This is a genomic window from Paraburkholderia sp. RL17-383-BIF-A (genome assembly GCF_046028015.1).
GTDB lineage: Bacteria > Pseudomonadota > Gammaproteobacteria > Burkholderiales > Burkholderiaceae > Paraburkholderia.
Genome location: NZ_JARESR010000005.1, coordinates 156,259 through 176,008 on the forward strand (window position 1 = coordinate 156,259; position 19,750 = coordinate 176,008).

18 protein-coding genes and 1 other annotated feature are annotated in these 19,750 nt (G+C 62.4%); of the genes, 12 read left to right on the forward strand and 6 right to left on the reverse strand.

The annotated features are described in order from the left end of the window. The first annotated feature begins 41 nt into the window (after positions 1-41). The 5 genes from P0D71_RS08100 (at position 42) to P0D71_RS08120 (ending at position 4,369) form a co-directional block, all read left to right on the forward strand. Entirely contained in the window at positions 42-839 is a 798-nt protein-coding gene (locus tag P0D71_RS08100) for a hypothetical protein (RefSeq protein ID WP_408479640.1), read from the forward strand. Positions 840-886: 47 nt separating this feature from the next. Further along, positions 887-2,121, forward strand: a protein-coding gene (locus tag P0D71_RS08105) for an IS3 family transposase (RefSeq protein ID WP_408479641.1) whose coding sequence is annotated in 2 segments (ribosomal slippage) — positions 887-1,178 and positions 1,178-2,121 — 1,236 coding nt in all. Because the reading frame shifts where the segments join, the coding sequence is not laid out codon by codon here. Continuing rightward, positions 1,168-1,284: a sequence feature (AL1L pseudoknot), on the forward strand. (Overlaps the previous gene by 117 nt.) Before the next feature lie 152 nt (positions 2,122-2,273). Next, positions 2,274-2,753, forward strand: coding sequence for a hypothetical protein (locus P0D71_RS08110; RefSeq protein ID WP_408479642.1), 480 nt, complete (start codon positions 2,274-2,276; stop codon positions 2,751-2,753). Between the two features lie 53 nt (positions 2,754-2,806). Then, entirely contained in the window at positions 2,807-4,009 is a 1,203-nt protein-coding gene (dinB, locus tag P0D71_RS08115) for a DNA polymerase IV (protein WP_408479643.1), read from the forward strand. Between the two features lie 78 nt (positions 4,010-4,087). Then, positions 4,088-4,369, forward strand: a complete 282-nt coding sequence (locus tag P0D71_RS08120) for a helix-turn-helix transcriptional regulator (protein ID WP_408479644.1) — start codon at positions 4,088-4,090, stop codon at positions 4,367-4,369. Positions 4,370-4,386: 17 nt separating this feature from the next. Here P0D71_RS08120 and P0D71_RS08125 read toward each other — a convergent pair whose 3' ends face one another. From P0D71_RS08125 to mobH, 6 genes are all read right to left on the reverse strand, one after another. After that, a complete protein-coding gene (locus P0D71_RS08125; RefSeq protein ID WP_408479645.1) occupies positions 4,387-4,830 on the reverse strand; it encodes an SET domain-containing protein in 444 nt (147 codons plus the stop codon). 270 nt (positions 4,831-5,100) lie between these two features. Then, positions 5,101-6,276: a CobW family GTP-binding protein gene (locus tag P0D71_RS08130; protein ID WP_408479646.1), complete on the reverse strand. Its 1,176-nt coding sequence runs from the start codon at positions 6,274-6,276 to the stop codon at positions 5,101-5,103. 137 nt (positions 6,277-6,413) lie between these two features. Then, the gene (gene zigA, locus P0D71_RS08135; RefSeq protein ID WP_408479647.1) at positions 6,414-7,631 is read right to left on the reverse strand and encodes a zinc metallochaperone GTPase ZigA; all 1,218 of its coding nucleotides are present in this window, start codon (positions 7,629-7,631) and stop codon (positions 6,414-6,416) included. 235 nt (positions 7,632-7,866) lie between these two features. Further along, positions 7,867-8,565 carry an IncC plasmid conjugative DNA transfer DtrJ family protein gene (locus P0D71_RS08140; protein WP_408479648.1) on the reverse strand — a complete coding sequence of 233 codons (699 nt, stop codon included), beginning with the start codon at positions 8,563-8,565 and terminating at the stop codon, positions 7,867-7,869. Positions 8,566-8,580: 15 nt separating this feature from the next. Continuing rightward, entirely contained in the window at positions 8,581-10,722 is a 2,142-nt protein-coding gene (gene traD / locus P0D71_RS08145; protein ID WP_408479649.1) for a type IV conjugative transfer system coupling protein TraD, read from the reverse strand. 24 nt (positions 10,723-10,746) lie between these two features. After that, positions 10,747-12,873, reverse strand: coding sequence for a MobH family relaxase (gene mobH, locus P0D71_RS08150; RefSeq protein ID WP_408479650.1), 2,127 nt, complete (start codon positions 12,871-12,873; stop codon positions 10,747-10,749). Between the two features lie 303 nt (positions 12,874-13,176). Between mobH and P0D71_RS08155 the strand changes: the two genes are divergently transcribed. From P0D71_RS08155 to P0D71_RS08185, 7 genes are read left to right on the forward strand one after another with little or no spacing between them, the layout of a single operon-like run. Next, entirely contained in the window at positions 13,177-14,049 is an 873-nt protein-coding gene (locus P0D71_RS08155; RefSeq protein WP_408479651.1) for a lytic transglycosylase domain-containing protein, read from the forward strand. Continuing rightward, a complete protein-coding gene (locus P0D71_RS08160) occupies positions 14,046-15,095 on the forward strand; it encodes a TadA family conjugal transfer-associated ATPase (protein WP_408479652.1) in 1,050 nt (349 codons plus the stop codon). The genes P0D71_RS08155 and P0D71_RS08160 overlap by 4 nt, the downstream gene beginning before the upstream one ends. After that, a complete protein-coding gene (locus P0D71_RS08165) occupies positions 15,088-15,510 on the forward strand; it encodes a hypothetical protein (RefSeq protein ID WP_408479653.1) in 423 nt (140 codons plus the stop codon). Before P0D71_RS08160 ends, P0D71_RS08165 begins: the two co-directional genes overlap by 8 nt. An 11-nt stretch (positions 15,511-15,521) precedes the next feature. Further along, positions 15,522-15,905 carry a VirB3 family type IV secretion system protein gene (locus P0D71_RS08170; RefSeq protein WP_408479654.1) on the forward strand — a complete coding sequence of 128 codons (384 nt, stop codon included), beginning with the start codon at positions 15,522-15,524 and terminating at the stop codon, positions 15,903-15,905. After that, complete coding sequence (locus P0D71_RS08175) at positions 15,899-18,610, forward strand: VirB4 family type IV secretion system protein (protein WP_408479655.1); 2,712 nt, start codon at positions 15,899-15,901, stop codon at positions 18,608-18,610. Before P0D71_RS08170 ends, P0D71_RS08175 begins: the two co-directional genes overlap by 7 nt. Beyond that, positions 18,603-19,406: a conjugal transfer protein TrbJ gene (locus P0D71_RS08180; protein WP_408479656.1), complete on the forward strand. Its 804-nt coding sequence runs from the start codon at positions 18,603-18,605 to the stop codon at positions 19,404-19,406. The genes P0D71_RS08175 and P0D71_RS08180 overlap by 8 nt, the downstream gene beginning before the upstream one ends. An 11-nt stretch (positions 19,407-19,417) precedes the next feature. After that, on the forward strand, positions 19,418-19,702 hold the full coding sequence (locus tag P0D71_RS08185) for a hypothetical protein (protein ID WP_408479657.1): 285 nt from the start codon (positions 19,418-19,420) through the stop codon (positions 19,700-19,702). Positions 19,703-19,750 lie beyond the last annotated feature (48 nt).

Sequence of the window (19,750 nt, forward strand, 5' to 3'; positions counted from 1 at the left end):
TTGTACAAACAAAGTTTCGCGTAACTACACAAGAGAGACGTATGAAAATTGACGAAATGATCGAGAATTTTCGTCTCGGCAAGTTCGAGCTGGACTGCAAGCGCATCGTCCTTACTCAGAATAAGGAAACAGGGGAGCGATACGAGGGAAAGGGCTATATCAAGCAGGATACCGACGGCGTTCTCATCTACAACGTTTACGTCACCAAACACGAAAACACGACACCCCATAGTCAGCTGAGCAACTACTTTAGTCACCTTGGGAAAATTCACCCTGACGAGACATTCTTTAGCCTCGAAGCAGAAGCCAAGGATGGCACGACGCTGCGAGCATCCCGATTTTTTCCTGCTGTCTCGTGGGACATGCATAGCGGCGAACCGGAATTTGTTCGTGGCCAGTTGCAAGCACTCACGGCCCGACGTGACTTCCCGCAGAAGAATTACGTGCTCGAATTGCACTTTTTTGAAAAGTATGAGGTGCCGTTGAATAAGTGGAGTACGGTCGAAGGCATCGGTGGCAAGCATCACGTCGTGGATACTGCGGAGTTTGACGCCTGTGACTCCCACTTTATGGTCAACGTTCGAGACGGCTCCGGGCAAAGCGTTGTAGAGGCTAGTTCGGAACAACCGTTCCCTCTGAACTTCCACTGGAGGATTCAGGAGGCACTTCAGTTCATAACAGGTAGAACCGCGAACCACCGTGCGCTGGTGACGTGTGAACCTGGGAGTCAAAAGCTTGAACTCATCTCGCCGACGAAGGCATCCCTGCGACCACACTTCTGCCCTCCGCTCAAACATGTCTCGATCGAGTACAGAACCCATGGGTGGGAACTGTTCTGAACCGCCCCGGATTTTGTGGAGGCTCCAACTCTTGAGAGAATGGAGCCATGAACAAGAAGGTAACCAAGTTTTCTCCGGAAGTCCGGGAGCGCGCAGTGCGTCTGGTGCGCGAGCAGCGTAGCGAACATCCATCGATGTGGGCGGCGGTCGAATCGATAGCGCCGATGATCGGCTGCACACCGCAGACACTGCATGAGTGGGTCAAGCGCGACCAGGTCGACCACGGTGAGCGCGATGGCGTGACCACAGACGAGCGCGAGCGCCTCAAGGCCCTGGAGCGCGAAGTCAAGGAGTTGCGTCGTGCCAACGAGATTCTCAAGGTCGCGAGCGCGTTTTTCGCCCAGGCGGAGCTCGACCGCCGTTTCAAGTCCTGAGGGCCTTCATCGATCAGCATCGCGACACCTTCGGGGTCGAGCCGATCTGCAAGGTCTTGCGGATTGCCCCGTCGGGTTACCGACGCCACGCCGCGCAGCTTCGTGATCCGTCGCGGCGCTCTGTTCGCGCCATCCGCGATGAACGTCTGCGGCCGGAGATCGAGCGTGTGTGGCGGGCCAACATGCAGGTCTACGGCGCGGATAAAGTCTGGAGGCAGATGAACCGGGAGCGTATTGCGGTGGCGCGCTGCACGGTTGAACGGTTGATGAAGCAACTGGGTTTGCGCGGCGTAATGCGAGGCAAGCGTGTTCGCACGACTGTTCCTGATGCCATAGCCCCGCGCCCGCTGGATCGGGTCAATCGGCAGTTCAAGGCGGAACGGCCGAACCAGCTCTGGGTTTCGGATTTCACCTACGTTTCGACGTGGCAGGGCTGGCTGTATGTGGCTTTCGTGATCGACGTGTTCGCTCGCCGTATTGTCGGCTGGCGCGTCAGCACCTCGATGACCACGGACTTCGTTCTGGACGCACTTGAACAGGCGCTTTATGCGCGACGCCCGGGCGACGACGGAACCCTGGTACACCATTCGGACAGAGGGGCCCAATACGTCAGCATTCGCTACAGCGAACGGCTGGCCGAAGCGGGAATCGAACCATCGGTCGGCAGCCGGGGCGACAGCTACGACAACGCCTTGGCTGAGACGATCAACGGCTTGTACAAGGCCGAACTGATTCATCGCCGCACCTGGAAAACGCGGGAATCCGTTGAACTGGCAACGCTGGAGTGGGTGGCCTGGTTCAATCATCATCGATTGATGGAACCCATCGGCTATATCCCGCCCGCCGAAGCTGAGGCAAACTACTATCGGCAACTTAAAACAGCTGCCGTTGAACCCGCATTAACTTAAACCAACCAGCCTCCACGATTCCCGGGGCGGTTCAGTTCGGCGCTTATTTGGCGTACGTAGTCGCAACTAGTCCCACAACGCTATGGAATCCGCTCGCCTATCACTTGTATAACGCACGTGAAGCAAGCGCCAATTCCATCGATTCTTGGGCAATGGGAGTTTCGGTCGCGCTGGAAGCCGTATCAAGTCTTATCGTATTACCCGAAGACCCTGCGAAGAAGGCAAAGACGGAACAGGCAGTCAATTTTCTGAAGCAATACGTCGCCAGCGAAAATTCACTTAAAGAGATAAAGGATAGACTGAACGGTCTACTAGGTATGCTCGAACTGCCTCCCGGTCCACGTGACAAGCTCAAATGGTTGGCGGCTGAGGGAAAGGCGGAGAAAAAATATATTCAACGGTGGAATGATCTCCGCAACGCTCACGTCCACCCAAAGCTTACCGACTTGCAGAAGCCTGATGCCTCTAGTTACCAAACGCAGCTTGATCGAATTCACAGTGTTCAGGTGCTGCTATGTCAAGTCACATACCATCTGATCGGTTACAACGGCCCATTCACTGACTGGGCCGAAGAGCAGTACCCCGACAAGCAGTTTCCGCTGGGCACACCACAAGCAACGAAAGTCGAGTAGTCAGGCTGAAGAGCTATGAGAACGCAAGTCTTGCCTCACTATCCCGAATCGCAATGATCGAATCACGTCGTATTGCCCATCTCGACATGGATGCGTTCTACGCATCCGTCGAGCTGCTGCGTTACCCGGAACTGCGTGGCCAGCCAGTCGTAATCGGCGGCGGCCGCAACGCGACGCCCGAAATGCTGCCCGACGGTACCCGACGCTTCAGACGGCTTCGCGAATACGCGGGCCGTGGTGTCGTAACTACGTCCACTTACGAGGCGCGCGCACTCGGCGTATTCTCCGCAATGGGGATGATGAAGGCGGCACATCTGGCACCCGACGCAATCCTGTTGCCAACCGACTTTGACTCATATCGCCACTACTCGCGACTCTTCAAGGCAGCGGTCGCGACGTTCACGACGCAGATCCAAGACTGCGGGATCGACGAGATTTACATCGACCTCACTGACGTGCCCGGCGAATCTCAGGCGGTCTGTGCGGCGATCAAACAGGCGGTGCGCGATGCGACCGGGCTTACCTGCTCGATCTGTATCGCCCCAAACAAGCTGCTCGCGAAGATCGGCTTGGAGCTCGACAAACCTGACGGACTGACGATCCTGACGCCAGCCGACGTTTCGCTACGCATCTGGCCGCTGCCCGCGCGCAAGGTGAATGGCATCGGACCAAAGGCCAGCGAGAAGCTCGCGTCGCTCGGCATCCACACCGTCGGTGACCTCGCAGATGCGGTGCCGGAATTTCTACAAGCGCACTTCGGGCTGCGCTACGCCATGTGGCTGACAGAAGTTGCACAGGGTATCGACGAACGGCCGGTCGTCGTGTCGTCGGAACCGAAGTCGATGAGCCGTGAGACCACGTTCGAGCGTGACCTGCACCCACGCCGCGACCGACCATTGCTTTCGGAGACGTTCACGCGGCTTTGCGTCCGGGTGGCCGACGACTTGCAGCGCAAGGGATATACCGGACGTACCGTCGGGATCAAGTTGCGCTTCGACACGTTCGAAACCGTCACCCGCGATCTGAGTATCCCGGTAGCAACGGCCGACGCAACTACCATCCGCCGTGCAGCGACTGAATGTCTGAAACGCATCGCTCTGAAGCGCCCGCTGCGGCTACTCGGCGTGCGCGTCAGTGCGCTGAAGGGTTCCGCAGGTCCTCGTATCGTTCAGCCCTGGCAACCAGATCTGTTCGAGACACCTTTGCCCATAGCCGCGGTGGCGTACCGTGCTCAACAAAGGGGTAACAAAGTGTAAATCCAACTGTCACACGGCATGATCCATACGATCAGCAAGCTCATTGTTCCACCTGTTCCATCACGATGTCGATTGCGGATGTCCATTGCAGCAAGGCAGGCTCCATGGATAATCAAACATGACCAGGGCACCCCGGAGTCGAACAAAATGGATCAGGTAATGCGCATGAAGGACGTGGTGAAGAAGATTGGTTTGTGCCGTGCGACCGTCTACGCCATGATCAAACGAGGGGAATTTCCGCGCCCCATCCGCATCGGTGAACGTGCGACTGGCTGGCGTGAATCAGAGCTTGAGGCCTGGCTGGCGAATCGCTCAGCGGCCAGGGAACAATCGGCGCCGAGATTGCCCTCCGCTCACTGATTGGATCACCAGCAATCTCACGATTCGACGGCCAGCATCGTGCCGCGGCATCCCCGCGCACCGCATCGGCAGACATAGCTCAGGCGTGCTTCTTCGTCTGCGAGATCCTCGACGGTCAACTGGTAATCGAGAAACAGTTCCTCGCCCGGCGCGATCGCGACCGACGCGTGAATGAAAACCCGATCCCCGGTCTCGACTGCTTCGCAGTTGGCAATGCATGAATGATTGAGCCAGCGTGCGCTGTTTCCCCGCCGGCCCCCATCGATGACGCGTCCGTCCGACAGACCGAAGAAATAGGTGTGACCGGAGGCGCCGCTCTTCCGGTGTTGCCTGATGGCGACCCTCCAGGCAATGACCTCACCCTTGTACTCCAATAGCCGTTCGCCGGGTTCGAGCGCCTGAAGCGCGAATACGCCTCGCCCGTGCACGGGCGAGCGCCGGACCACCACACGTCGCTGCATGACCTGCCTTCCCTCTTCCTTTCATCACCGAACCGAAGTATAGGGCGGTCGATTGAAGACCCGGCGCATTTCCTCCGATTGCTTCGCCATGCTCCGCACCGCGAGCAGCGCCATCACACAGGAGATACACAGGCACGCGCGGTGGTGTCGCCAAAACACCGACGACGCGCACGCAAATGGAGATGCGTAGTCCGACATGCCCATAAGCATGAGCGTCTCAGCGTCATGCGTCCACTTAGATGCTGTTATCGAACATGACGGAGGGTACAGTCACGATGAGCCCAGCTTCTCCGCCCGGATCGCCGCGACTTCGCTGAATAGTCTGAACGTCGCCTCGATCGTTTCCCGCCCCACTGCGCGGGTGATGAATACGATCCTCGAACGCCGGTCCTCATCGGGCCAGGCATTGAGCTCGACCGGCGGATGGAACACGTGCTGCACACCGTGGATCACAACTGGCCTGTCGACGCCCTTCACGTTCAGAATTCCCTTGATGCGCAGCATCGACGGTCCCATCAACGACAACAGCATGTCCAGCCATTCAGTGAGCACGCGGTCGGGTACCGGATCTTCGATGGTAAAGCAGAAGGCACGGATTTCGTCGTCGTGGAGATTCACGTCGTGCTCGTGATGGTCCTCATCTTCATGCGCGGCCCGCTCATTCGCATGAGTCTCATGCTCATGGTCATCGCCGTGTGAATGTCCTGCCTCGTGATCGTGCGCCTCTTCGTGCTGGTGCGCATGATGAGCGTGAGGGTGGCTGTGATCATCGTCGCGGTACCGCTCTTCGTTAAGCCACCGCCGCACGTCACCGATCTTCCCGTCCGTCGTAAAGAGCCCAAGATCAAGGATGCGGCTCGCCGATACATCGCCGTGGCTGACCAGGATTCTCCCCGCGCCCGGATTGATCGTCTGAAGCCGGCCGGTGAGCCGCCCCAGTGCATCCGACTCTACGAGGTCGGTTTTTGTGATCAGCAGCCGGTCCGCCATGGCGGCCTGCTTGACCGCTTCCACATGGGCGTCGAGCGTAGCTTCGCCGTTTCGTGCGTCGATCGTCGTCACCATGCCGTCGAGCCGGTAACGGTCGCGCAGATCGCGATGCGTCGCAAGCGTATGGACGATCGGTGCGGGATCGGCTAACCCCGTCGTTTCGATGACCACTCGGTTGAAGCGCCGCCGGCCTCCCCGGGCAAAACGTCGGTGAACGTCCTTCAGCGTGCGGGCAAGGTCTTTCCGTATCGTGCAGCACAGGCAACCGTTGCTCATCTCGACCACGACATCCTCGCGGCTGTGCGCGACAAGCAGATGATCGAGGCCCACCTCGCCGAATTCGTTGATCAGCACCAGCGCGTCCGCCATCTCTAGTTGCTGCACAAGCCGGTTCAGCACAGTCGTCTTGCCGCTGCCGAGGAACCCCGTCAGCAACGTTACCGGAATGAGCTCCATCGCAGACTCCCTGTCACATGCAATCGCTTCTTCAGGTTTCGGCACGCCTGCTCGCGCTGCATGAGACGCGCGCGCACCATGCGGACGGTCACGTCCGCGCGGCCGGGGCCGCCCGGATGCAGCAGCAGACGCTTCGTTCACGTAGCCTCTTGCGATTCGGGCACCTCGCCGCCCCAGACCGGGAAAGGATCCGCATAGTCACGCCACGCTTGCGGACTCGCCATTTCCGCGTCGGTCAGCAGACAGGCATCAAGCCGACTGCGCAATGCGTCCTCGTGCATGTCGATGCCGATCAGCACAAGTTCCTGGCGCGCATCACCGACAGCTGGATCCCAGCTCCGGTCGATGAAATGCAGCGACTCGGGATCCTTCGGCCAGTACGCCTTCGGCACGGCCGCCCACCACAAGCCCGCCGCGCCGTGCCGGCACACTGCGCCGGCCTGCGACCACGAGCCGGCATGGGTCGGCCGGCTCGCGAGCCAGAAGAACCCTTTCGAGCGCACCACGCCTGGCCATTCGCTGTTGATGAGATCCCAGAAACGTTGCGGATGCATCGGTCGCCGTGCACGCCAGACAAAGCTGCGGATGCCGTACTCCTCGGTTTCCGGTACATGCTCGCCGCGCAACTCCCTGAGCCACCCAGGCGCCTTTGACGCCTCTTCGAAATCGAAGAGCTTCGTACCCAGCACCCTTTCGAGCGGCACCTTGCCGAACTCCCCGAACTCAATCCTCGCGCGCGGATTCAGGCCATGCAGGATCGCCACCAGCCGTTCGCGGTCAGCGTCGTTAACCAGATCCAGCTTGTTGAGCACGATGACATCGCAGAACTCGATCTGTTCGACGAGCAGATCGACGACCGTACGGTTGTCCTCTTCGCCCAGCGATTCGCCGCGCGTCTGCAGGCTGTCCTGCGAGCTGTAGTCCCTGAGGAAGTTGAACGCGTCGACCACCGTCACCATCGTATCGAGGCGCGCCACATCCGAAAGGCTCCGGCCACTGTCGTCGGCAAAGGTAAAGGTCTCGGCGACCGGTAGTGGCTCCGAAATGCCTGTCGATTCGATCACCAGTTGGTCAAACCACCCGTCTCTGGCAAGACGGTTGACTTCCACCAGCAAGTCCTCGCGCAGCGTGCAACAGATGCAGCCGTTGCTCATCTCGACCAGCTTCTCGTCAGTCCGGGATAGCTGAGCACCCCCATCGCGCACGAGCGCGGCGTCGATATTCACCTCGCTCATGTCGTTGACAATGACCGCCACACGCCGACCTTCCCTGTTATTGAGGATATGGTTCAGCAGCGTGGTCTTGCCTGCGCCAAGAAAGCCGGAAAGGACAGTCACCGGTAGCCGTGAATCCATGGAAAGCTCCTTGCGTATCAGGGGACATCGATCGCGGCGCTGTGCGCGATACCTGCGGGACGACTGGGTTGCAGGCCGTCACATGGGAGGGTCGTTCAACCATACATGCAATGTTATAACATTGCATGTATGGTGCGCAATCTCCTGGAACAAGAACCGTCAGCATGGCCCCCCAAGACTCCGTCGCACAGGGGAGCGCGTCGATAGCCGCCTTGAGGTATTCCCTGCACGCGTTCTATGTATATTTCTTGAAGTACTTCGCCATGTTCCAGATCGCGATCATGATCATCAACGACACAGGCCAGAAAAGCAGATACACAGGCAGCGGCAGCGGCGCCACCAGCCAGATCATCGCAGTGAGCGGAATGACGCCGAACATCAACAGGTGCTTCGCGTGGTGATAGCGGGTAGCCGATTCGTGGCCGCCCTCCTCGCGCCTCACATGCCGCGATACGAGTCCATCAACGAGCGCCATGGCGACCGCCAGCACGAACTGGGGAATCGTCATCGCGAGCATCGCGGCACGGATTCCGAAAAGCTTGATGCCGACCATCGCCACCACCAGCGCCTCCCGGGTCGTGCCGGTAAAGGCAGGGCGCAGAAGCGAACCCACCCCCTGATGCGGCAGGATCCCCGCCTCCCATGCGCGTGCCGACGCATCGACGCCCGTCCAGCCGAACCAGCTCCAGTAGGCGAAGTCCGCTGCCCGCGCGGCCAGTTCAGGATCGCTGGTCTGCTCCATGTAATAGCGCACCAGCGACCGGATCCCGCCTGCCGGATCGTCACGCCACAGAAAATGCGCGGCGGCCAGATCTGCGAGCACCGAAAGCAGGCTGGCCAGCAGCAGCCAGAGGGCGACGTGGATCGCGAGATCAACGATCCAGAAGAAAGATTTCACGCCATCAGCATTGTTATCGCGCGCTTTCGCCACCATTGCTCACCTTCGAGGTCAGAATCCCGCGCCCCTGCCTTCAACGGCCCACGGACCTGCGGTTGATGCCGGACCACTCGCACCGAGCGGCATAAAGCTGCCGACCGCTCCACCGATGGCGTCCGGCGCCACGCCGCCCGCGTCGTCAAAAGCCGATACGGCCTGGACGTACGACGCATAGCGCAAGCGCATGTCCGCCGCCACATCATCAAGCCCCGGTAGCATGACCGGATCGTGTGCGTCCAGCAGCGGTAACCGCACTTTCACAAGCTGGCCTCCTTCAATCAGCGCAAACGCCTGGCCCTTGGGTAGCTGCGTCAGGTCCGACGGCTGTAGCATCGGAACCGGCCGCACAGAGATCTGATCGTGAGTCTGCGCGGTGAAATGCACCCCCTCGCCGCGGCGCACGGCGTCTGTTGCCGACGACGCAAGCGTCAGCGTCTTCACGTCGACCATCGGGAGCTGGTCGGTCAGGATCTTCGCCGTTGTCACGTACTTCACGCGCAGCATCACGAGTGTGTTGAAGTTGCCGAAAATCTGTTCGGCCTTCGCCCGCGAACCGATCTTCGCCTCCACATCGGCGCTCGTTTGCGTATAGGCCGTCACCTGGTAGCCGGCCCCACCCGCCTTGTTCACCATCGGCACAAACTCGTCGCCGACCAGTTCGTTGAATTCGTCCGCATGGATCGACACGCGGCGTCTGCCGCTACCTGTGCTCTGCCCGTAGCCATGGCCGTATTTGTAAATGCGGCCCGCGGTCGAGGTCAGGTCCGCAAACATCGCGTTGCCGACCACGCCCGCGACTTCGAAGTCAGACAGTGCATCGAGCCCGACGTACACGATCCCACCCCGGTCCATCACGCGGTTCCAGTCAAACACCGGGCGCGGGTCGTCCGGATCGCCGTAATCGGGAGACAGCAACTCCGACGTGCGCCCTGTGGTGAGCTTTTCCAGGAGCGGGTACAGCGAAGAGATCAGCTTGTCGAAGTACGAGCGCTCATTGCTGATCACCGACAGTAGCCCGTTCGCGATCGGATCAGTCCACCCCTGCTGACGGATCAGGTTCGCAACCTGCAGCACCTCCTGGTTGCGCTGTAGCCGCATCGCCTGTCTGGCTTCCTCCTTCTCCAGCGGCTCCAGCCCGTCCTCCCAGCCTGGATGATCGCGATCGAGCCAGAACCGGAAATACTGCAACGCCAGTCCGTCGATGTTCACGGCGTTCTGGTAAATCATCTCGTAGGTCGGACGGATACCGAGCGCGCTCATCGCCCGCGCCATCACGTTCACGAAGCGCCACACGAAATCGCGGAATGCAGCCGACTGCCCTTCCTTTGGCAGGTTGCCGGCGATGCGCGTCGCCACCTCCGTGATCCTCGAGTACGTGCCGATCGGGCTGTAGCGCGCGGACTTATCGGGATAGCCGAGATGGAAGAACGTGAACTCGCTCTCCCGGCCGCAACGCTTCGCCTCCGCATACATGCGCAGCAGCAGGTCAACGTCGCCCTTCGGGTCGAACACGATGACGATGTCATCGCGGCGAATATCCTGCGCAACCAGTACCTCACATAGCCGGGTCTTGCCGACGCGCGTCGTCCCGAGCACGGCCATATGTCCGACCCGCTCACCCAGGTCGAACCAGATGTCGCGCTCCTCGGGCTCGACACCGTGCAGTGCGGGATCGCCGCCGACGGGCGACAGCGGCGCGACCGGGTTCCACCATGCCGGCCGGCGCGTGATGCGCGCAAGGCGCGCGTCGGGACGTAACCGTTCGTAGTCCCGCGCGTGGTCATACAGATCGTTGCGGGCAAGCAACCGCCGGCTTTCAGGGAGCCGGGCCTGATACAGGCGCTGCGTGTGAATGCCGCTCCACCGGAAACCCCGGCCGAGAAACACCTCCCTGTCCGAGCAGGGAATCGCCGCAGCCGGAATCACGTACTGGGGCAGGCGCCGCAGGTTGCGCTGGAAACGGATCAGTTGCCATGCCTGCCGCCCTCGCACGAAGGCGACTGCGAGCAGCGCAAGCGTCGTTACCCCGCCTGTTGCCGGCGTGACGAGGAATAGCGCGGGATCAGACCAGAGCACGCCCGTCGCCGCGAGCGCGGCAACGGACGACAGCAGTTCGACCGGTCTGCGAAAGCGGTTGTCGACGGGATAGGCCATCTCCATTTCGCTCCCGGTCGACGCTTATGACTGCGCCGGGCCGTCCCGATCCTGAGCCGGCTTCTGCTTCGACTGGATCATCGCGTTCGGCGGCGGGACGGGATTGAAGAATCGCTCTGGCTCCGGCACGAGCATCACCGACAGTTGCCGGCCGCCCGCTCCCTTGATGTTGTAGTGGATAAGATATGACCGGCCGGCTCCGCCCGAATCGGCCGCCACCGGGTAGCCGGACTTCTGGAAATCGCGCTGGACCTGCTTCCACGCTTCCGGCGTTCTCCCGTCATCCGTGGGTGTCTGCTCGATCGCTTCGGGATGTGCCTGCGCGAAATCCCGAAAGACGGCGGGCGTGACGAGCAGCATGCCCTCGGGCACGAAGTGCACGCGCGCCATCGATTCGTTGTAGGGCAGCGCGCCAGTGGCAATGCCTTCCTGCACCCAAGCCAGGAATCGCTCCGCGTTCGGGCGAGGCTGCCGGCCGCCTTCACGCGAAACAACCGACTTCGCGGGCACCTTCGCTTTCTGTTTCGGGCGCACGGGCGACGTGACCTCGTCCGGAACCGGCCCGTCTGCTTTCGGCACCTCGCGTTCATGAGATGCTTCGGCCTGCAATGCGGATGCGCTCTCTGCGTCAGGCAGGAAATCTGCAGGATCCTCGCGTGAGGTTGGCGCGCGCACATCCGCCACCGGAATCGGCACGGGTCCGTCGACCGCCGCACCAGCGAGATCGGGCATCATCAGCAGTATCGGTGCGCCAGCAACGGGTTCTACCGTTCGTGCATCTTCCGATGACGACGGGACGTGTACTGCACGGAGATGCTCCGGATCGTCCTCGTCCTGCGCACCGGCCTGGACGTCCGCGGTACCAGCCGGACCCGACGAATCCCCCTCTTTCGATTCCGGTTCCTCCACCTTGGTGCCCTCGACCACGCGGACCGCGCCGGGCGGCAGTGCACGGGGATACCGCCCCGGGTCCGCGTACAACCGGTCGAGCGGAAAACGCAGGACCGTGAACGTCTGCTTCCACGTACCGACGGCGACCTCGATGGTCCAGATCGCGCCGCCTTCCGGCGTCGGCATGAGCGCGCCGTACTCCTGCCAGGTGTCGAAGAGCCGGTTGTTATCGGACGGGATACCGCCCGCGCCTGGTTGTTGCTGCTCGTGACTACCGAGATACGCCCGCAACGTTTCGGCAAGCGTCTTCGCCACGCACCACAGCGATTCGCCGTCGCAGTAGCCGGTGGCGCCCGCACGGTTGAGCGGCATTTCACCTTCCGCCAGCAGCCGGCGCAGCCCTTCCATCAGCCGCTCGATCAGCGGGACGCTGCGGGCGGTCACGAACCGCGTGCGCGGTCCCGTGAGCAGATTTTGTGCGACCGAGCGCTGGTCCGCCTCACCGACGATCTTCGCAAGTGCCCCGACCTTTGCCGTGGCGTCATCCGACAGATACGCGGCCAGTTCGTCGAGTACGGGCGGATACTGTGCAAGCCAGCCTAGTGACGCAGAAGGAACCAGGCGCTGGAGCAAGACGATCGCCAGGCGCGCGTGCATACCGTAATCCCGTTGTGCGGGTTCAGGGAAATCCACCCGATACCACTGGCCATCCTGTTCATTCATGCTGCCTGCCAGCGGGACCCACCGGCGCACGTCGGCACCGCTGACGAGTTCCACTTTCAAATCGGCCAGCGGCTTGCCGATGTCGTGCAGTAATGCGCCGACCAGCACCGCGTAGCTGCAACGTGCACCGTGTCGCATCTGGTCTTCGGGACTCGCGCCGAGCGGCAGACGGTACCCTTCGCGAAAATGCAGCGCATACCGTGCCACCTCGAACAGATGAACCAGCAGTCCACCCGGCTGTGCGTGATGGTGTGACTCCGACGCGGGCAGAAGCTGGACAAACTCGGTGAGCCGTCGGATCAACGGCTCGATGTCACGCTGCTCGTTCTCCGTTGACAGACCCACGCTGCTGCCGATGCGGCGGGCTGTGCCCTGCATGCCCGTTCGGTCCAGCAGATCCAGATATCCGAGCACCGGCAGATGCTGTGCAGAAGGCGCGCGCCGCAGCGCGACCGGCTCAGCTGGAGTCGCCTGAGATGGTCTCGATGAAGCGCGGTGAGATAGCCCCAGCCAGGTCAGGGCAGTACTGAATGCCATCTGGGTTTGCCGCAGATACCGTGAAATTTCATGTCAGGAGGACTGCTATGTAACTTCCATGCTCCACAGTACGCAGCCATGCAGTGGACCAATCCTGAATGACTGCACGGATGCTAACTACCGCATGCAGGCAACTCCCCTGGCACGACACCGACGCTGCCGGTCAGTCCGGCGATCCTTCGTCAGCCTTGCGCGGCGTGAGCCGCAGCGTTTTTCGCCCTTGCGGCAATGCCCTTTTTTGCCCTTCATCCTTTGCGCCTTTGAGCGGGTGAAGCGTCTCATCCCGAGCTTCACCCGCGGCCTTTGGATAAGGCCCTTCCCTTTGAATCGCCCTTTGCTCCCCTTGCCTTCTTCGCCTTTTTTAACCGCCTTTGTATCGCGCCGGACGGTCAGCCATGCGCCGGGGCAACTGACGTGCTGCCCACGAAAAACCTGCTTCAAAAATCACGTGCGCGCGCAGGTATCTGGCCCACCCGCACGCTGTCGCTGCCTACAGTGGATACGTCGGTCCTCTCCCCTGGACTGACGCGCGCTGTTTGCCTGCCGGTGCGCACCCCGCCTCCGGCAGGCTCTTTTTCTGGATTTCTCAGATCACCGGCGCGGCGCGGGGGATGCCAACCAACCGATGAGGCCAAGGTGAAACATGTGTGGATCGTTCTGGCAGTCGCTGTGACGGGCGTGCCGGCTGCCAGTTGCCGGGCCGACTGCGTGGATGACGCCGCACGCTTTCATCACGTGAACGTGAGGCTCGTCCGCGCGATTGCCACCGTCGAATCGGGACAGCATGCGAACGTCGTCCATCTGAATGCCGACGGCAGCACCGATATCGGGCTGATGCAGATCAACAGCCGCTGGCTCACGACGCTTTCGCGTTTTGGCGTCTCGCGCGCGGCACTCCAGGACCGTTGCACCAACGCCTACGTCGGCGCGTGGATCCTGTCGCAGAATCTGCGGCGCCTGGGCCTGAGCTGGGATGCCGTGGGCGCCTACAACGCCCGAACAGACCAGAAGCGCATCGCGTACGCGCGCCGCGTCTACCGCGCGCTCAATACGACGGCCTCGCTCCCGCTGCCCGTACCAAACAGTCCATCTGGTCCGCCTGTGAAGGCCCCCGGGCTGCTCGCGGAGCTGTTCCAGCCATTCACGTGGAATACCGCACGCGGAGGTGACCGATGAGCCGCCTCACCTACGAATACGCGATCGAAGTACTGAACGACTATCTCGGTCCGCTGCAACCGATGCTCGCGGATCCCGACGTGCAGGAAATCATGGTCAACCGCGCCGACGCGATTTTTGTCGAGCGCAACGGTCGCATGGCGTACGTTGCCGGCTGCGACCTTGACCCGGATGCACTCGACCGGGCCATCACGATCCTCGCCAACGTCAACGCAAAGGAACAGACGCCGCTGCTCGACGCCCGCCTGCCCGGCCTGCGCATCGCCGCCGCGCGGCATCCCGTTGCCGTCCATGGCGACATGATGTCGATCCGCAAACACTCGCGCCGCCGCATTGGACTTGCCGACTATGAGCGCAGCGGCGCGTTCGATGTACTGCGGGGTGTGTCATCGCTTACCGCGCGCCGCCGCAATGCCGCGCTGCTGGAGCGTCTGGCTTCGGGCGGCGCTGCGCTACGCGAATTCTTCGAATGGGTCATGCGTGAGCGCATCAACCTTGCGTTCTCCGGCGGGACTTCATCAGGCAAAACCACGCTGCTCAACGCGATGATCGACGCCGTGCCGCAGGAAGATCGCGTTGTCACGATCGAGGACACGGCTGAACTGCAGGTGCGCACACCCAATCACGTCGCGTTCGAGACCAATCTCGGCATCACGGTCCGGGACCTGGTGCGCTTCTCGCTGCGCGTGCGCCCGGACCGGATCATCGTCGGCGAAGTGCGTGGCGCCGAAGCCTTCGACCTGATGGAGGCGCTGAACACCGGACATCCTGGCTCCATCGTCTCATTCCACGCCGACTCCTCCGACACCGCTCCGGCCCGGCTGGAGTCGCTCATCCGAATGAGCGACGAAGGCCGGCTCCTGTCGATCGACGACCTGCGTCAGAAGATCGCTTCGACATTCCGGTTTTTCGTGCACGCCGAGCGTCAGGGTTCGGTGCGTGGCCCGGTCGAAATCCGCGAAGTGCTCGGCGCCGAAGGTGGCCGCTACCAGACCCGGTGCCTCTTCTCCCGCTTCGCCTCCCACGAGGAGCTGGTCCATGCATGAGCCACTTCAACGCGGTCGACTGCCACGCGCGATCAGTCGCGCCATCACCGCATTCCGTGATCACCATACCGATCTGCGCAACGCATGGCGAATCATCGTTATTCGCCATCACCGCGCTCTCCGTCTGCTCCTGGCAGCCATCTGGTTCGGCACGATTCCCGCCATCGCGCACGCCGGCATCTGGAACGGCGGACTGTGTACCGTGTATCAGGACGTGCTCGATAACGAACTGCTGGAAGTCGTATCGCTCTCTGCCCTCGTTGGCTCGATCGTACTGTGGCTGCTCGATGACGGGCGCAGCAACATCAAGACGCACGTACTGCGCGGCGTGCTCGGGACGCTGGCGATCCTGAACATGCCGCTACTCTGGGCACAGGTGTTCAATCACGGCGCCGCGTGCACGGGCAGCATCTGACCGAGGCCGGCATGGAAACACTTCGTTCTGCTACCCGCGACGGCTCCGGCGTACCGCTCAATCCGCAGGATCCGTCGGACCCGCTGAATCCACTTCCGGCACGCATCCGCAAGACGATGCTCGAACCGTTCCTGCTGCTCGGCATCGACCGCAAATGGTGCATCGCCCAGTTCGCCATCGTCATTACGTTCGCTGCAGGCCTGCGCAACGGCTGGGTACTGCTCGCGGTACTGGTGACGCATCCCGTGCTCTGGCTCGCGGTGCGGCGCGATCCGGACCAGATCCGCTGCTACACGAAGTACAGCCGGCAGGGCGACTACTACGAGCCCCGGGCGTTGCCGCGTCAGAAAATCAATGCCCGTCCAAAAGGCTTCGCCCGAGGCATGCCATGCTGAAGCCATCTGTCGCGCGCCCGCCATCGACCCTCTCCCCGTTCGACGCCGAACCGCTCGCGCGTGTCGCACTGCGCACCGACGGCGATCGTCGCTCTACCGCCGAGATGGTGCCGTGGCTGTTCCGCTTCAGCGACTCGCTGATCGTCAACAAGGACTCGTCGGTCATGGCGACGTATGAGTTCTCGGGACCGGATGCCGATGCGCTCTCGACTGGCCACGTCCTCGAACTGATGGGCAACCTCATCACGTCGCTCCGTGACATCGCGCGCCGGCCTGTCATGATGTGGTGGACGGTGCACCGCCGCCGTAGCGCGCAGTACCTGAGCGTGCCGATGCCGGACCCGATTTCGCAACGCGTCGATGACGCCCGGCGCGACACCTTCGAGCGGGGCGCGAACTACACGAACCGTCATTTCGTCACGTTCGCACTGGCGCCCGACGTCGGCATCGACCGCTTCGCGGGCAAGGTCACGCACGGAATGACGCACGATCGCCTGTCGATCGTCCAAGCCTTGGCCCAGGCCGTGCGCGGCACCTTCTCCGACCAGTACCTGTTTGCGTACACGGCTTCGGAGCTGGCCGCTGTCGTGGAGATTTTTGAGACCCTCCTGTTCGGCTTCGTCGCAGGCAACCCGCGTCTGGCCTGCCGCCGGCTTCGGGGGAACGCGCTCGGCGCGTTCATGCACGCCTGCTGTTCCCCGCCCAGCGATCATCTGGCCGCTGTCCCGATTCCGGACATTCCCGCCCTGGACCTCGCCATGTGCGACACCGAAGTCCGTCCCGGCCATGACTACCTGCACTTCTACTCTCACGGCCGCCAGCGTTTCGCGATCGCGGCCGGTATTCCGGCCCGCCGCGACTTCTGGCCGGACAGCGTGCTGCCCACGAGTCTCGACGGGCTGCTGAAAGTGCCGGGCGAGCTCACGGTCAGCCACTGCTTCCGGCTCACGACCCCGACCGCCGCGATGCGCTTCATCGACAGCGTACGCCGCTATCACGAAGGACGGCGGCTCGACGCACGCTCGCTGCTGGCCGCCACGCTGCGCGGCGGCGACACGTCCGGTGCGCGCCAGAACCAGTCCCGCTCCACTGCCGCCGACGACGCGAACCGGCGCATTGGCAAGGTCGAGATGGCCGAAGAAATGTACGGGTACTACAACCTGTCGGTGCTTTCCTTCTCGCCGGTTTTCAAGACGACGCCATTCAATGATGACACCACGGTCGAAACGGCGTGGACGCAGACGGTCACCACACACCGGGCCGTTGAGGAAGCACTGCGCGCGGCACATTTCACGCCGGTACGCGAAACCCTGCACGCGTTCTCGGCCTTCGCGACCAGCATCCCCGGCATGTGGCGCGAATGCGCGCGGTGGTCGTTCATCGACACGGCTGCACTGGCCCGGCTGCTACCGTTGCGCGGCGTGTCGGACGGGCACCGGATCAACGCCCACCTCACGAAGGAAACGGGCACGCTCTGTCCGGCGCTCGCCGCATTCCCGACCGAATTCGGCACGCCCTACTGGTTCACCGCGTTCCTCGCCGACGTCGGGCACATGCTGGTCTGCGGGCGCACCGGTTTTGGCAAGACGATCTTCATGCTGCTGTGCGCGACGCTGTTCCGCAAGTATCCCGATGCGTGGCTGTACGGGTTCGACAAGGACCTCTCGATGCGCATCCCGACGATCCTGCAGGGTGGACGCTATCTGCAGTTCGATCATGGCGCGGCCGGGACTTCCGCCGACGAGCATGCGCAGATGAATCCGCTCGTGCTGCTCGCGGACCTCCGGCACCGGGAGTTCCTCGTCGAATGGATCGTGATGCTCGCACAGCAGCGCGGCACCTACCGCGTCGCCGCGGAAGACCGTCGTGAGCTGGAAACCGCGCTTGCCGCCACGCGCAGCCGCACCGACCGGCGCCTGTGGCGGCTGCGCACGGTCCACGCGTCCCTACCCGCCGGTCCGCTGGCCGACGAACTGGCTCTGTGGGTCGGCTCCGCCGTCCACGCCCACTATTTCGACAACGTGAGCGACAGTTTCGAGCATGGCTCGAACGCCGGCCAGTGGGTCTCGATGGCAACGGACCGGATTCTCGCAAGCCCGGCCATCGCCCGACCGTTCCTGTCGTACGTGACGTACCGCATCCAGGACTCACTCGATCTGCGCCGCGCCTCCGGCGTCATCGGCCCTACGCTCGTGATGCTGCCGGAAATCTGGAACCTGCTGGACGACGACGCGTTCTCGACCCAGATCGGCAACTGGATCGTCACGATGCGCAAGAAGCTCGGCTGCGTATGGATGGATGCACAGTCGCCCGAGCAGGTGTCAACCTCAAAAATCTGGCCACAGATCCGCGACAACGTGCTCGTGCGGGTATTCGTGCCCGTCGAGAACTTCACGCCGTCCGCGAAAGCTGCTTACCAGCGCGATTTCGGCCTGTCTGACGGACAGATCCGCACGATCCAGCAGCTCATCGCCAAACGCGACTACTTCATCACGGAACAGGGTGGCGCCTCGCGTCGTATCTCGGTGCCGCTCGACCCCGTATCGATCGCCATCCTGCGATCCGAAATGAGCGCCCAGCTCATGTTCGACCGGTATCTGCACTCCGGTCGGCCCGACTGGAAAGAGCGCTACATCGAGGAAGCGGTGGCCCGTTCGAGTGCGGATGCGACTGCAGCATTGGAGCAGGAGGTCCACCATGCATAGGTCCACGATTCGCGGCGCCGCGCTTGTCGCTGTCCTCCCCCTGGTCCTGCACGCTGGCGCGGCTCGCGCCGGCGGCGGCCTCGACGGTGGCGCCACCGAAATCACGCAGTTGCTGAACCATGCCGAGCTGGCTTCGTCGGTGGCCCAGCAGGCGCAGATGGTCGAGCAGAACGTCCAGGCGCAGATCACCCGCCTGCAGCAGTACGTCACGATGGTCCAGAACCTGAAACAGGTTCCCACCTCGCTGATCGACCAGACCATCGCCCCCTACCGCACGCAGATCACGAACGTCCAGTCGCTGTCGACCGCCATCACGCGATTGCAGCAGGCGGCCAGTGCGACGAACGGGCTCTTTGGTCGCAGCCTCTCGGAAATGAACACGACGGGCATGTCGCCCGGACAGTGGCTGTCCGCCTACACCTCGCTCGCCTCGACGCGTGGCGGTCTTTACCAGCAGCAGCTCACCCAGGACATGCAGAACCTGGACACGCTGGCGCAGCGCGCGCAGAACCTGCAGCAGATCCAGTCGCAGATTCCCGGTGTTACCGGCAACGTACAGGGGCTGCAGATGCTGAACCAGCAGTCAAACGTGCTGGCCGGCGAGATGGTGGACCTGCATGCACTGATGCAGCGCCAGGTCGCGCAGCAGATGCAGGATCGCATCGCGCAGTCACAGGCCCAGGGCAACGCGGCACAACTTGCTGCCGCGCGCGCCGCAGCGCTCGGTCAGGCCAACCAGCAGGAACAACAGACGACGCAGGGCGCGCCCGACTTCGATCTGTTGCAGGACCAGTAGGAGAACGACCGATGCTGCTGCGCTGGCTGATCTGCCGCCTCTGCACGACGCCCGGCGAGTTGCGCGTGGTGCTGTACGCCGTGCAGCAATACCGGCTGCGCAGCCGGCTGCTGCCCGAAGAACGCGACGCCCACTGGACGTTCGACCGGCGGATCACCCGCAGCGTGCGGCTTTCACTGCTTGTCGGACTGCTGGTTGTGCATGTCGAGAGTCCGCAGGTCTTTGCGGCGGCCTGGATCGCACTGCCGCTCGCCTTGCTGCTCGCGTTGCTAAGGCTCGGCGGCGCCCTGGGGTAGCGGGCCGCTCAACCACTCCACGTCCAGAACACCACCAGGAAACGATCA